We start from the raw sequence: 14,400 nt of genomic DNA, 5'->3' as shown, positions 1-14,400 counted from the left end.
ATTAATTTTAGTTCAACTTTCAACGAAAGGGGGTTGGTTAACTAGTTCTGCCGTGCATAGAGAATTCGTTGAGCAAGGTATGTTCAATTCTTCTTTTTTATATTTAAAACAATTGCTTGTGATGTGTTTTTATTCGCCATAACGTTGCCCTGACGTAGGGTTGAATTTATTTTGAATTTTTTTGTACATTTCAACTCAACTCGCTTGCATAGATATAAGCTGTGATAGCTTAGAACTCTACATATAAAAAGGTTAGAGCTCTAATTTTTGGTTAAGGCTTGGTCCTGTGAAATCGGTTAGGTACTGTTATCCTTAGATTTATTTATTGCTTGATTTCACTCAGGGTGATATTTATCGCTGTAGTTTAGGCAACGTATGGAATAAAAAATGGAAGCCGAACAGTTAGAAGTGCTCAATTTCATTAGCCAGTACCCACCTTTTGATGACCTACCTGAAGAGCAGCTTAGAAAAATTGCTCTCAATGCCGAGGTTGCATACTTTCGGCAAGGAACAAAAATCCTTAACTTCGGAGATACGATCCGCGACTTGTATATGGTGAGAAGTGGGGCGGTAGAGATTTATCGACGTAAAGGTGAACTTTACAACAGGATTGATGCTGGTGGACTGTTTGGTCAGATGGGGTTGTTGATGAACAACCGCGTACGTATGCCAGCCAAAGCGATAGAAGACACTCTCGTTTACTGTATTCCGGAAAACATCTTCAATGAACTTTGTGATGAGTTTGAAAACTTTGCGGACTACATGGAACTGGAAGATAGCGCGCGTTTGCGAAGCGCAATATCTAGCCGCTCCGAAAGCAATGACTTTACCACCGCTAAGGCACGTAAAATCTTAGCAAGAGATCCAGTAACTCTGGAGGCAACGGCTTCAATTCAGGAAGCTGCGATACTAATGGCAGAGGAAAATGTCACCTCTCTGCTCATTATTCGCCCGACAGAGGAGCTCACAGAAGAAGATGATGAACAGCTGCTTGGAATATTGACTGATCGCGATCTTTGCATTCGCGTACTAGCTCAAGGTATTGATACCAATATTCCAGTGAGTGAGGTCATGAGTTATGACGTGGTTTCATTGGATTATAACGCCTATGTGTTTGAGGCCATGTTAACCATGTTGCGTTACAACGTGCATCATTTACCAATTTTAAAAGATAAAAAGCCGATAGGAATTATTGGCATGACGGACATCGTTCGTTACGAATCTCAGAACAGCCTATTGCTAGTGAGCTCTATTTTTCAGCAAACCAGTGTCGAGGATCTCAAGCAGGTTTCTGAACAAGTAAAAGACTGTTTCGTAAGAATGGTCAATGAAGATGCCAACGCGCACATGATTGGTCGAGCCATGTCGGTTATAGGCAGTAGTTTCAAACAACGCCTCGCTGAATTAGCTGAGCAAGAGTTCGGCGCAGCGCCCATTCCTTATTGTTTAGTCGCAATGGGTTCAATGGCGAGGGATGAGCAGCTAATTGTAACGGATCAAGATAACGCCCTTATTCTCGATAACAGTTATGACGTTGAGATTCACGGAGAGTACTTTGAAAAGTTTGCTAAATTTGTTTGTGATGGTTTAGCGGCATGCGGCTATGCTTATTGTACTGGAGACATTATGGCTACCAACCCAGAATGGCGAAAAACTCGTGCAGAATGGGAAGAATGCTTTGGAAACTGGATAGACAATCCAACCCCTGAGAGATTGTTAAATAGTAATATCTTTTTTGATCTCCTCGGTGTGCATGGGCGAGTGAAATGGGCGGAGCAATTAAGCAGCTTTATTGTGAGACGAGCGAAAAGAAATAACCGCTTTCTTGCTTGTATGGCGTATAACGCAATACGTAGGACGCCTCCACTGGGCTTTTTCAAAGACTTTGTGATGGAGAAAGATGGTCGTCATCGCAACTCGATTAACTTGAAGCGAAGGGGGACGGCTCCGTTGGCCGATTTAATACGGGTGCATTCTCTGGCAATCGGTTCGCGATCGCAAAACTCTTTCGACCGTTTAGATGACATTAATGATGCTGGCATTTTACCGAAAGGTCGAGGTTTGGATTTAAGGGATGCGATGGAGCTAATCTACATGGTTCGAATTCGTCACCAAGCCCTTGATATAGAAAATGGAGAAGAGCCAGACAACAATATTGAGCCGGAGAACATGTCTGAATTTGAACGTCGAAACTTAAAAGCAGCATTTCAAATTCTAAGTAACGCTCAGAACTTCATTAAGTTTCGATACCAGAGAAGTAGCAAATAATGTGGTTCTCAAAAAAAGTAGAAAAAGAACAGCCGTTGTTGGATACATCCCAGACGCCAGAGTGGTCAATGTTGTTCAAACAACTAGCTAAAGAAGCGAAAGACGAGAGGCTCAAACGCTACTATTCGACACCGATGGTTAATGGGGAAACACCAATTGAACAAGTGCCATTTGTCTCGGTAGACTTTGAGACAACAGGATTGAACTCGGAAGAGGATGTCATTCTCACGATCGGACTTGTGCCGTTCACTATTGATCGTGTTCAATGTAATGGTTCTGCCCATTGGGTCGTTAACCCAAACAGAGAGTTAAACCACGAGTCTGTCATTATTCACGGTATCACTGACTCTGAGGTTAAAAACGCGCCGCAGCTGTCTCAGATCTTGGGTGAAATATTGGATGCGTTGTCAGGCAAAGTGGTACTTGTTCACTACAAGAACATTGAAAGGCAGTTCTTTAATAACGCCTTGCTAAATAGCATCGGAGAGGGGATACAGTTTCCTGTTGTTGATACGTTAGATATTGAGTATGCGATACAACGCCGTGAATGCAGAGGTTTTATCAATAAGTTGAAAGGCAAGAAACCCGGTTCTGTACGATTAGGGCACGCTCGTGAAAGATATGGCCTCCCTGCTTATCAACCTCACCATGCCCTGACGGATGCGTTAGCAACTGCGGAGCTGTTTCAAGCACAACTGCAGTATCACTTTAATCGAAACATGCCAATATCTTCGGTTTGGCAATAGGCGTTATTTATGGTGAAAACAATAAAATGCAATGAGAGATAGGGGGCTTTAAGATTATGATGGCGGATTGAGTAACCGCTTATAAGAACAATGTTTTATGAACATGTGCTTGGTAGTGATGAAGACGTTTCATTACTCGAACTCCGACGAAAGTAATTTAAACTTGGTCACGTATTTTTAAGGAGATTATCCGTGAGCACCGATAATAACGGTGGCATTCAACGCCCCGATGGAAAAGTAAACGCAATAGATACTGACTATCAAATTGGTCAGGATAACGTTGCGCTAAAGGTAGGCCCATTTGGCCTTGATATTCACAACCGTGTTTTTGCAATTTCTGGCTTAGCAATCGTCATGTTTGTTGTGATAACACTATTATTCCGAGAACAGGTAGAGCCGTTTTTTTCAGACCTACGAGCGGGTTTGTTACACAATTTAGACTGGTTTTTTCTCGCTTCAGGTAATATTTTTGTCATTGTCTGTGTCGGATTGATCTTCACACCATTAGGCCGTGTACGAATCGGTGGTACTGAAGCAACACCGGATTACTCCTATGCTGGATGGTTGGCAATGCTATTTGCTGCGGGTATGGGCATTGGTCTCGTATTCTTCGGTGTATCAGAACCGATGTCCCATTTTAGTTCTGCGATTGGTGGCGTGAACGTTGAGAATGGTGTACGTACTGACTGGGCACCGCTAGGTGGTGCAGAGGGCGATGCAACTGCAGCTTCGGCATTAGGGATGGCTGCGACGATTTACCACTGGGCACTTCATCCGTGGTCAATATACGCGCTCTTGGCTCTTGGGCTGGCTATCTTTTCATTTAACAAAGGTTTGCCACTCACCATGCGCTCAATTTTTTACCCTTTGTTTGGTGAGCGTGTATGGGGTTGGACTGGTCATATTATCGATATTCTTGCAGTGGTAGCGACGGTTTTTGGTTTAGCAACATCGCTAGGCTACGGTGCGTCTCAAGCCGCAACGGGTTTGAACTTCCTGTTTGATGTCCCAATGACCAATACCACGCAGGTTATATTGATTATTGGTATTACTGCGCTCGCTTTAATCTCTGTTGTGGCTGGACTCGATAAGGGCGTGAAAATCTTATCTGAAATCAACATGGGTCTTGCAGCGCTGCTATTGCTATTTGTTATTGTTGTTGGCCCGACGATTGCGATTTTAACTGGTTTCTTCGAGAACATCGTTTCCTATGTGGCTAATATCCCTGCCTTATCTATGCCATTTGGACGAGAGGATGTGAATTACTCTCAAGGCTGGACGGCGTTTTACTGGGCGTGGTGGATTTCTTGGTCACCATTTGTGGGTATGTTCATCGCACGTGTGTCTCGCGGTCGTTCAGTTCGTGAGTTTATTATTTGCGTTATTCTTATCCCATCTTCAGTTTGTGTGTTATGGATGACGGCTTTTGGCGGTAACGCAATTAGCCAATACGTTAATGATGGCTACGAGGCGGTGTTTAACGCAGAACTACCTTTAAAACTTTTTGCCATGTTAGATGTTATGCCATTGGCTGAGATAACATCTTTTGTCGGCATTATCTTAGTCGTGGTGTTCTTCATTACCTCTTCTGACTCAGGATCACTGGTTATTGATACTATTGCTGCGGGCGGTAAGGTCGATGCACCAACGCCACAACGCGTGTTCTGGTGTACGTTTGAAGGTTTGGTTGCGATTGCATTGATGTTGGGTGGTGGTCTAGCTGCTGCTCAAGCAATGGCGGTGACGACTGGTTTACCGTTTACTATTGTTTTACTTGTTGCAACGGTATCTTTGATAAAAGGTTTGATGGATGAACCTCGTCCAAAGGCGGTTTCTAAGAAATCAAAATAACTAGTATCAGCAGTTAAATTATTGATAAAAGCGGTATGCGAAAGCATGCCGCTTTTTTTTGGATTTCTATTTTTCTCTGAGAAATGAACAGCATGGAAAACGGTCTTATTCTGGTTGTTTTTTGTACTGTGCATTTAGGTGACTATTTAATAAATTAGACCTCGAACTATTTTAACTTTTGGTTAATAGGTTTATTTTTGTGATTTGAATCACAAAAATACCGATAAAAAGGCGGATTATTTGATTTTTAGTCGCGAGGGATGCCCATAATAAAAAGGAAATTTAATTAGACCTCAAAGGATATGTATTTTCACATGATCACATCAGCACCTTGGGTCCTTTATCCAGAGATTGGAGAAGACTCAAGTAAAAAATGGATTTTTCGTGAGCCTAAAATCTCTGATGGTGACGACATTTACAGCTTGATTGCAGACTGTCCTCCATTGGACATGAACTCATCTTATTGCAATTTCCTACAGTCTACGCATTTCAGCAAAACCAGTATTTTGGTTGAGCAAAAAGGCGAAATCGCAGGTTTCATTTCCGGTTATCAGAAACCAGACGAGCAAGACGTTTTATTTGTCTGGCAAGTTGCAGTCTCACCTCGCTTTAGAGGTCATGGTTTAGCATTCCGCATGTTGAAAGAACTTCTCACCCGAGAGGAATTAGGCGGTGTTAAATCGGTAGAAACTACCATCACGGAAGATAATAAAGCCTCTTGGGCACTGTTCAAAAAGTTAGATGCGATGAACGGCAATTCTGGCCAAGTAAGCACATTTTTGGATGAAGAAGCCCACTTTAAAGGCAAACACGATACAGAATATTTGTATCGCATTCCTCTCAAATAATCCTCAAACAATAGGAATTAAAAACGGTCTCATCATGGATATTTTCAAAAAGCAGGAATCCAACGTACGCTCATATTCAAACAATTTCCCGGTCGTTTTTCGTAAAGCGAAAGGCTGCTGGCTAGAAACAGAACAAGGTGAACGATACTTAGACTTCCTTGCTGGAGCGGGATCTCTAAATTACGGCCATAACAATCCAGTACTAAAACAAGCGTTGCTTGAGTACATTGAAATGGACGGTATTACTCACGGTTTGGATATGCACTCAGAAGCGAAAGCATCGTTTCTGGAAGCGTTGGATACTTACATCCTTAAACCAAGAAACTTGGATTACAAGGTTCAGTTTACGGGCCCAACAGGTACTAACGCTGTTGAGGCGGCATTGAAGCTGGCTAAAAAAGTAAAAGGCCGCGACAGCGTCGTTGCGTTTACTAACGGTTTCCATGGTTGTACTGCTGGCGCACTGGCTGCAACGGGTAACCAGCATCACAGACAAGGTAACGGTTCTAGTCTAAGTAACGTCACTCGTATTCCATTTGAAGGTTACGCTGGCGTAGATGGTCTTGCGCTGTTCGAAACCATGCTAAATGATAACTCTGCAGGTATGGATAAACCAGCCGCTGTACTTCTTGAAACTGTGCAGGGTGAAGGTGGTTTAAATGCTGCTTCAAACGAGTGGTTACAACGTTTGAGCAAAATCTGTAAAGCCAATGACATTCTTGTGATTGTCGATGACATTCAAGCAGGTTGTGGACGTACCGGTACTTTCTTTAGTTTCGAGCCGTCTGGTATCCAACCGGATATCGTGACGCTATCGAAGTCGATCGGTGGTTACGGTTTGCCGATGGCTGTCGTATTACTTAAGCCTGAGCTTGACCAGTGGAAGCCAGGCGAGCATAACGGTACGTTCCGTGGCAATAATCACGCCTTTATTACTGCTGCAAAAGCACTAGAAATTTACTGGGCAAACGATGATTTTGAAACACACATCAAGCAGTGTTCAGACAAGGTGAGTGCAGTGATTGACCGTTGTGTTCGTCGCTTTCCACAAATGTTTGTGCAGAAAAAAGGCCGCGGCATGATGGTTGGTATTGAATGTATCAATGGTGACATGGCATCTGAAATCGCGAAAAACTGTTTCGAGAATGGAATGGTGATAGAGACAGCGGGTCCAGACGATGAAGTTGTGAAGTTCTTCTGTCCACTAACCATCAGCGAATCAGAGCTAGATCAAGGACTAAGCATCTTTGAAAATGCAGTAGAGACTATCGCTGCGAAACATTTCAAACAAGCATCTTAATAAGGATTTTAATTATGATCGTCAGAACTCTAGATGAATGCCGCAACAGCGAACGACGTGTTGTTTCAGATAACTGGGAAAGTGTCCGCATGTTGTTGAAAGACGACAACATGGGTTTCTCTTTCCACATCACAACGATTTATGAAGATACAGAAACTCATATTCACTATCAAAACCACCTTGAATCGGTGTTTTGTATGAGTGGTGAAGGTGAGATTGAAGTTGTAGGTGGAGAAACGTACCCAATCAAACCAGGTACATTATATATCCTTGATAAACACGATGAGCACTACTTGAGAGCTTATAAGAATAAAGAAATGGTAATGGCGTGTGTGTTTAACCCACCGATTACTGGCGCTGAAGTGCACGATGAAAACGGTGTTTATCCTCTCGTTGACTAAAAGATGATGGTGGGGTGCTTTGCCACCCCACACTTTACTATCTCTTCTTTTTTCTTTTTAAAGTTACCAATCAAAAAAGGCTTATCATGACATTTACCGTAGAAAAAATCGGCGGTACATCAATGACAGCATTTGATGCTGTTCTCGACAATATTATTCTTCGTCCCAAAACACCATACAATCGTATTTTTGTCGTATCTGCATACGGTGGTATGACCGATGCGCTGCTCGAGTGTAAAAAAACCAGTAAACCAGGCGTTTATCAGCTTATCGCGAAACGCGACGACAAATGGGAAGAAGCGTTAGCGTACGTTGAAAGCCGTATGTTGCTGACCAATGAAAATATTTTTGCGGACCCAATGAATCGTATCCGTGCGGATAAATTCATTCGCTCCCGCATTGCTGAAGCGAAAAACTGTATCGCGAATATTTTAGAAACCTGTCAGTACGGTCAATTTTCGTTGCGCCAGTACTTGCCTCAAATTCGAGAGTTTCTCTCGTCTATCGGTGAGGCACATAGTGCTTACAACACAGCACTAAAACTAAAAAATATGGGTATTAACGCTAAGTTCGTTGACCTGTCTGGTTGGGATAATCAAGCGCCAAGAAGCCTTGATGAGTCGATCAGTGACGCGTTTGCTGATATCGATGTATCAAAAGAACTGCCAATCGTGACAGGTTATGCTTACTGTAAAGAGGGCCTAATGCACACTTATGACCGAGGTTATAGTGAGATGACATTTAGCCGAATTGCAGCAATAACAAAAGCGGATTTAGCAGTAATTCACAAAGAGTACCACTTGAGCTCAGCAGACCCACGCGTTGTTGGCCCTGAAAAAGTATTACCAATTGGTAGTACAAACTATGACGTAGCAGACCAACTTGCTAACCTTGGCATGGAAGCGATTCACCCAAATGCCGCTGCGGGTTTACGTGAAAGTGGTATTGAGCTACAGATTAAAAATACATTCGAACCTGAACACGAAGGTACTTTGATCTCTTCAAGCTACCGCCCAGAAGAAGACAAAGTCGAGATCATCGCAGGTAAAGAAAAAGTATTTGCACTGCATTTGTTTGACCAAGCAATGGTAGGAAAAGCCGATAACGTTAGTTACGAATTGATGGAAATCATCTCCGATGCTCGTGTAAGTTTGGTTGGTAAAGAGATGAACGCTAACTCTATTACTTACTATCTAGGTGGCAGTACTGATAGCTTAAACAAAGTATTGTATAAAGCCGAGAAACGTTATCCGAATGCCTCGATTAAAGGTCGTATGGTCGCGCTTATCTCAGCCATCGGTTCTCAAATTGATACCAACAAGACGTTGGCGAAAGGTGTGCTTGCATTGATGAATAATGGCGTTACGCCAGTTGCACTGCACTCATCATTGAGAAATGTAAATGTTCAATTTGTTGTCGGTGATAAGGAATACCAGCACGCGATTTGCGCATTGCATGATGAGTTTTTCCAAAGTAGCAGTGTAGCTAAATCGGTTAATGTGGCTTAGTTTATCCACGGTTAAAATACAAAGGAGAGCAGGTTAGCTCTCCTTTTTTTGTTTTTCAGTTTGTACTCACAATGCCCACTTTGTATAGGCTAAACAGGCGATTTAAGTAAGTTCCTATGTGGCGATACACATAAGCCAGCAGAATGGTCTGCTGGCTTATGTTACTGATTAACTAACGTTAACTTAGTTTACTTAAACTTGCTGATTTCTTGTTCAACTTTGTCTAGTTGTTGCAGCTTCTCTTGCATTTTTAGAGAGTCGTAGTTTAGTGAAGCAGGGTTCATCGCTGTGCCACGTTGCATTGGGTATTCTGGAAGTGTTTTAAAGAACTCTCCCACAACGTCTTGTACAGGTACAAATAGCCACATGTTGTCAGCCATCCAACGCAAGTACATTTGTGATTCGCTTGGGCCTTTTTCGAATGGGTCAGCGCGTAGGTGGATGATTTTAGGCCAGTTCGGAGCAAAACGAACTGCGTTACTTAGGTTCCCTTCAAGCGTTGCAAAGTGAAGTTTCCAGTCATTCCAGCGGACAGCGTTTAATTCACCATTAGACGTAAAGTAAAGCAGCGACTCACGAGGGCCTTTTTCTTCCTTACCTTCAAAGTATGGCATGAAGTTGTAACCATCTAAATGCACACGCCATTCTTTGCCATTTGCTTTGTAGCCTTCTGCCAGTTTTTCTTTTACATCAGGTACGCCAGCAGCTGCCAATAATGTAGGCAACCAGTCTTGGTGTGCCATCATTTCATTGATCTTGGTTCCTGGCTTAATGACGCCTGGCCAACGAACCAGTTGAGGAACACGCATACCGCCTTCCCAAGTTGTACCTTTTTCACCATGGAATGGTGTTGCGCCACCATCTGGCCAAGTCATGGTTTCTGCGCCGTTGTCCGTTGAGTAGATAACGATAGTGTTGTCTGCAACACCTAGCTCATCCAGCTTGTCGAGTAAAACACCTACATGATCATCGTGTTCCAGCATACCATCGGCATAAATGCTTACACCTGATTTACCTTGGTATTTTTCCTGCAAGCGAGTGCAAACGTGCATACGAGTGGCGTTATGCCAAATAAAGAAGGGTTTATCCGCCTTAACTGCTTTTTCCATAAATGCCAAAGAGCTCTCTAGGAACTCTTCATCTGCGTGCTCCATACGTTTTCGTGTCATCGGGCCAGTGTCTTCAATCTTACCGTCGGCATAAGACTTAATGACACCACGAGGGCCATAGTTTTTACGAAACTCTGGGTCTTTAGGGTAGTAATAAGTTTCAGGCTCTTCTTCTGCGTTTAGGTGATATAAGTTACCGAAGAATTCGTCAAAGCCGTGTTTTGTCGGTAAGTGCTTATCTTGGTCACCTAAGTGGTTTTTACCAAATTGACCCGTCATGTAACCTTGTTCTTTTAACAGATCTGCAATGGTTGGCGCCCAATCAGGTATGCCGTGGTCAGAGCCTGGCATACCAATTGTTAACAAACCCGTACGAAATGGCTCTTCACCCGTAATAAAGGCCGCGCGACCAGCAGTACAAGACTGTTGTCCGTAGTGATCTGTGAACAACGCACCTTCATTCGCGATACGGTCGATGTTTGGCGTTTTGTAACTCATCATACCTTGGTTGTATGCGCTGATATTCCAGTAGCCGATATCGTCACCAAAAATTGCCAGAATATTCGGTTTGTCGGCTGCCATAGCAGCACTGGACGCCGCTAACAGTCCTGCGCCTACAGCGATTTTGCTCAATTGATTTGCCATAAAAACTCCAGATTGTTGAGAGTAAAGATAAGCACAAGTGAGCCTTATGCTTAGTTGCTGCATAAGTTAATGATGTATATAGAAAAATCCTCTTATACTCGATATAACCATAAGTTATTGTTGGGTGGTAACTATTTGTTAATTAAGAAGAAATAGGATTGTCCTGTTAGTTTGTAGAGATTCGTAAAGTAGATTTAGATCACTGAAGAGCCTTATTTTTATTGCGTAGTAGAAGAGGGGATGGAAATGAAAAACAATAGGATGCTCGCTTGTTTTACGGTCCTAAAGCAATACTAAAGTCGTTATGTATTGCTTGTAATTATTTGTATAACCAGTGATTTAGTGTCTATATTGATTTAGGTTGTACATTATAAATATAAGGATATCTATGAGTCAGTGGGCAGGCCGGTTTCGCATTTTATTGCTGGTCAACGTTGTTGTCAGTTTTATGGCTTTTTCTCAAGAGTTATTCACAGAGAAACCAAATATTCCTTCAGGCTTAAATCCAGAATATGCTGGCACACAAGCTTGTGCAGAGTGCCACCAAAACGAGGTGGAGGCTTGGAAGGGGTCACATCACGATATGGCCATGAAGCATGCAAGTACAACCTCTGTACGTGGTGATTTTGATAACCATGTTGTAACGCACAAAGGAATGCCTAATCGGTTTTTTAAAAAAGGCGGCGAATATTGGGTCAACATTCAAGGCTCTGACGGGCAATGGCATGACTATAAGATCAGCTATACATTTGGCTGGGAGCCACTACAGCAGTACATGGTCGAGTTTGAAGATGGCCGCGTGCAGCTTATTCCTTTTGCTTGGGACACAAGAGCTAAAGTTGAAGGGGGACAGCGTTGGTTTCATCTTTATCCAGAAACGACAACAACGGATGAATTCTATTGGACCAATACCGGGCAAAATTGGAACTTCATGTGTGCTGATTGCCATTCAACGAACCTAAAGAAGAATTACGACGCTGACAAAAACACTTACAACAGCTCATGGTCAGAGATTAATGTGGGATGCGAAGCATGCCATGGTCCCGCTAGTCAGCACATAGAACTGGCCAAGAAATACAAAAATGCTGGCACTTCTTTTGAGCATGACAGCCATTATGGCTTTGATCGAAATTTGTCTAAAGCAGTGTCGGATTGGGTGTTTGAGGAAGGCCATAGTACGTTACAGCCGAAATCAATTGAAGCAACCAATCAAGTGCAAACATGCGCTCAATGCCATAGTCGCCGAACCCAGTTAAATGAAACAGGTGATCATGTTAAAGGTTCTTTTTTTGATAAATATCGCTTAAGTCTTATAACACCTGAACTCTACTATCATGATGGACAGATTTACGACGAAGATTATGTTTATGGTTCGTTTCTTCAATCTGAAATGGCGGAGAAGGGGGTCACGTGCACTAATTGCCATGATCCACACACGGCAGAGTTAACGATCCCAGAAGAGGCAGTATGTTCGCAATGCCATATTGCATCGGAATATACACCTGAAAAGCATACCTTTCATAAGGCTGGATCTGAAGCATCGCAATGTACGGCTTGTCACATGCCAGAAACGACTTACATGCAAGTCGATCCTCGTAGAGACCACAGTTGGCATATTCCACGACCGGATTTGAGCAAACACATTGGAACGCCCAATGTTTGCATGTCATGCCATGAAGATAAAAGCAATCAATGGGCCGATGAACAGATAGCAGAATGGTACCCGAATTCGAAGTATCGTAATCAACAACATTTTGCTGTCGCATTTTATGCGGATTCAATTGGTCATCAAGAAGCAGCAAATGCGTTGGCATACTCTGCTCAGGATTCGTCTTTAAAAGACATTATTCGCGCCTCAGCCCTGGAGAGAATGGGGGGCAACACTGACCAAAATACAACAGTATCTTTGGCTAGGGCCGTTAAGAATGAGAATGAAATGGTTCGATTAGGGGCAATTTCAGGCTCGTCTGGTTATGAATTTCATGATCGGTGGCGGATTCTAGAGCCATTGCTTGGTGACCCGGTGCTTTCAGTGAGAGCGGAAGCTGCCTCGGTGCTGGTAGCGAACTACGAACAAATGACCCCTTTACAAAAAGATATCATTAAATTGCCCTTAGAAGAGTACATGGAAATTCAAGAGTTTAATGCCGATCGTGGTTTCGGAAGAACCAATTTGGCGAATGTGTACCGCAGCTTAGGTGAAATCGACAAAGCGGCCGAGCTGTATAAACAAGCGATCAGCATCGAACCCTATTTCGAAAATAGCTACGTTAACCTAGCAGATTTGTATCGTCACCTAGGTAAAGAAGAAGCTGCGCTCACGGTGCTACAACAAGGGATGAAAGCTCAACCTAAATCCAGCACGTTACCATACAGCGCAGGTCTTTCTTTGTTGCGTCAAGGCAAAGCTGATGATGCGAAAAAGCTACTTAGACGCGCCGCAGAAATTGGTGAAACTAATGCTCATTATTGGTACGTGTACGGTCTAGCTCTAGAAAAAAGCGATGTTCTAGAAGCCAGTAAAGCGTTGCAAACAGCATTTGAAGTCGGTGGCAATCCACAGCACTTGTATGCTCAATGCGAGGTTCTAGCGAGAAATCATAAAAAAGGTGCTGTCGCTTTTGCTTTCGATAGGTGCATACAAGAGCTTAGTCAATATGCACCTAAACAAGCTATTGATCAGCTTAAAGCCTCTATTGTCGGGGTCAATAGGAGCTAATTACCAAAAGTGGAGCTTTTATCGCTCCACTTTTTTCTTGCTTAGTTTAATCAGCGTCTTTCGCTAATCTCAGCCCCATGTCGGACATGATGACTGACTGGCTAGCAAAATCGCGACGATAGTTTTCGGATTCGTCAGCATTATAGGCAAAGCTACCACCTCGTACAGACTTGTGTGCAAGGCTTTCTTTTTCATCTTTTGCGTTTACCGGATTATCACTTGGTGCTGATTTGTAATAGCCTTCATCAAACGCATCAATAACAAACTCACCAACATTACCCGTCATATCGTATAAGCCAAGCTCATTCGGTTTTTTCTGACCTACCTTGTGTGCCTTATTGTTTGAGTTACTGGCATACCAGGCAACGTCGTTAATATCATCAGACCCCGCGTAAGTGAATCCTTGACTTAGATTCCCCCCTTTCGCTGCAAACTCCCATTCTGCTTCGGTGGGTAAACGATAGTGCTCTCCCGTTTTTTCATTCAATTTCTTTATAAAATAATTGGCTTGTTGCCAGCTAATGTTATTCACGGGCGTATTTGGGTTTCTAAAATAACTCAGAGAAGAGCCTGTAACCGATTCGAATAACTCTTGGGTTACCTCAAATTTTGCCAAATAGAAATCATCCACGCGAACGGTGCGAGCCGGGTGCTCGGATTTATTTGCTGATGGATTATCCGAGCCCATCATAAATTGTCCACCTTCAATAAGAACCATATCTTGATCGATTTTTTGAGCAAGAGGGCTAGGTTGTGTTGTTGCACATCCAGTCATAATTAGCGAAATCGAAATAGCGGCACCAAGGTAAAGAGTATTACTTTTGGAATGCTTCATAGGGGAGCTCCATCAACATTTATGATCAAAGAATTTTATCAGGCAAGTCTATGAAAAACAGTTATACACACTATAACAAGCGCCACGAATAATTGAACATTATCATCACACTAGGCGATTAACTTAATGATTAGTCTTAACGCCGTTGGGCACAGGCTAGCAACTAAGAA

General features: G+C 42.9%; 10 protein-coding genes. 8 read left to right on the top strand and 2 right to left on the bottom strand.

The genetic code is table 11. The features are described from left to right. Window positions 1-387: 387 nt before the first annotated feature. From R7Z49_RS11170 to R7Z49_RS11140, 7 genes are all read left to right on the top strand, one after another. Window positions 388-2,268 (top strand): DUF294 nucleotidyltransferase-like domain-containing protein, encoded by a 1,881-nt coding sequence (locus R7Z49_RS11170; protein ID WP_318111663.1) that lies wholly within the window; start codon window positions 388-390, stop codon window positions 2,266-2,268. Then, window positions 2,268-3,014 carry a 3'-5' exonuclease gene (locus tag R7Z49_RS11165; RefSeq protein ID WP_017820938.1) on the top strand — a complete coding sequence of 249 codons (747 nt, stop codon included), beginning with the start codon at window positions 2,268-2,270 and terminating at the stop codon, window positions 3,012-3,014. The genes R7Z49_RS11170 and R7Z49_RS11165 overlap by 1 nt, the downstream gene beginning before the upstream one ends. Window positions 3,015-3,206: 192 nt before the next feature. Next, the gene (locus tag R7Z49_RS11160; RefSeq protein WP_170893819.1) at window positions 3,207-4,865 is read left to right on the top strand and encodes a BCCT family transporter; all 1,659 of its coding nucleotides are present in this window, start codon (window positions 3,207-3,209) and stop codon (window positions 4,863-4,865) included. Between the two features lie 314 nt (window positions 4,866-5,179). After that, the gene (gene ectA, locus R7Z49_RS11155; RefSeq protein WP_005393379.1) at window positions 5,180-5,713 is read left to right on the top strand and encodes a diaminobutyrate acetyltransferase; all 534 of its coding nucleotides are present in this window, start codon (window positions 5,180-5,182) and stop codon (window positions 5,711-5,713) included. 34 nt (window positions 5,714-5,747) lie between these two features. After that, window positions 5,748-7,013 (top strand): diaminobutyrate--2-oxoglutarate transaminase, encoded by a 1,266-nt coding sequence (gene ectB, locus R7Z49_RS11150; RefSeq protein WP_017820939.1) that lies wholly within the window; start codon window positions 5,748-5,750, stop codon window positions 7,011-7,013. A 14-nt stretch (window positions 7,014-7,027) separates the two neighbouring features. Beyond that, on the top strand, window positions 7,028-7,414 hold the full coding sequence (locus tag R7Z49_RS11145; protein ID WP_005377769.1) for an ectoine synthase: 387 nt from the start codon (window positions 7,028-7,030) through the stop codon (window positions 7,412-7,414). Between the two features lie 86 nt (window positions 7,415-7,500). Then, on the top strand, window positions 7,501-8,922 hold the full coding sequence (locus R7Z49_RS11140) for an aspartate kinase (protein ID WP_017820940.1): 1,422 nt from the start codon (window positions 7,501-7,503) through the stop codon (window positions 8,920-8,922). A gap of 188 nt (window positions 8,923-9,110) precedes the next feature. On the opposite strand, the gene R7Z49_RS11135 is transcribed toward R7Z49_RS11140, so the two are convergent. Continuing rightward, complete coding sequence (locus R7Z49_RS11135; protein WP_318111659.1) at window positions 9,111-10,676, bottom strand: arylsulfatase; 1,566 nt, start codon at window positions 10,674-10,676, stop codon at window positions 9,111-9,113. 388 nt (window positions 10,677-11,064) lie between these two features. On the opposite strand from R7Z49_RS11135, the gene R7Z49_RS11130 reads away from it, so the two are divergent. Continuing rightward, window positions 11,065-13,395, top strand: a complete 2,331-nt coding sequence (locus R7Z49_RS11130) for a tetratricopeptide repeat protein (protein ID WP_258490066.1) — start codon at window positions 11,065-11,067, stop codon at window positions 13,393-13,395. 46 nt (window positions 13,396-13,441) lie between these two features. Here R7Z49_RS11130 and R7Z49_RS11125 read toward each other — a convergent pair whose 3' ends face one another. Beyond that, window positions 13,442-14,170, bottom strand: coding sequence for a formylglycine-generating enzyme family protein (locus tag R7Z49_RS11125; RefSeq protein ID WP_372009301.1), 729 nt, complete (start codon window positions 14,168-14,170; stop codon window positions 13,442-13,444). Window positions 14,171-14,400 lie beyond the last annotated feature (230 nt).

This window comes from Vibrio sp. 1562 (assembly GCF_033340155.1).
In the GTDB taxonomy this organism is placed as follows: domain Bacteria; phylum Pseudomonadota; class Gammaproteobacteria; order Enterobacterales; family Vibrionaceae; genus Vibrio; species Vibrio alginolyticus.
The sequence above is the reverse complement of the archived record's forward strand: the minus strand, read 5'-3'. Positions and strand labels throughout refer to the sequence as shown.

Excerpts from the sequence above, each read along its gene's own strand:
- ectB (WP_017820939.1), top strand. The coding sequence starts at position 5,748 with ATGGATATTTTCAAAAAGCAGGAATCCAACGTACGCTCATATTCAAAC.
- R7Z49_RS11135 (WP_318111659.1), bottom strand. The coding sequence starts at position 10,676 with ATGGCAAATCAATTGAGCAAAATCGCTGTAGGCGCAGGACTGTTAGCG.
- R7Z49_RS11170 (WP_318111663.1), top strand. The coding sequence starts at position 388 with ATGGAAGCCGAACAGTTAGAAGTGCTCAATTTCATTAGCCAGTACCCA.
- R7Z49_RS11130 (WP_258490066.1), top strand. The coding sequence starts at position 11,065 with ATGAGTCAGTGGGCAGGCCGGTTTCGCATTTTATTGCTGGTCAACGTT.
- ectA (WP_005393379.1), top strand. The coding sequence starts at position 5,180 with ATGATCACATCAGCACCTTGGGTCCTTTATCCAGAGATTGGAGAAGAC.
- R7Z49_RS11165 (WP_017820938.1), top strand. The coding sequence starts at position 2,268 with ATGTGGTTCTCAAAAAAAGTAGAAAAAGAACAGCCGTTGTTGGATACA.
- R7Z49_RS11140 (WP_017820940.1), top strand. The coding sequence starts at position 7,501 with ATGACATTTACCGTAGAAAAAATCGGCGGTACATCAATGACAGCATTT.
- R7Z49_RS11125 (WP_372009301.1), bottom strand. The coding sequence starts at position 14,170 with ATGACTGGATGTGCAACAACACAACCTAGCCCTCTTGCTCAAAAAATC.
- R7Z49_RS11145 (WP_005377769.1), top strand. The coding sequence starts at position 7,028 with ATGATCGTCAGAACTCTAGATGAATGCCGCAACAGCGAACGACGTGTT.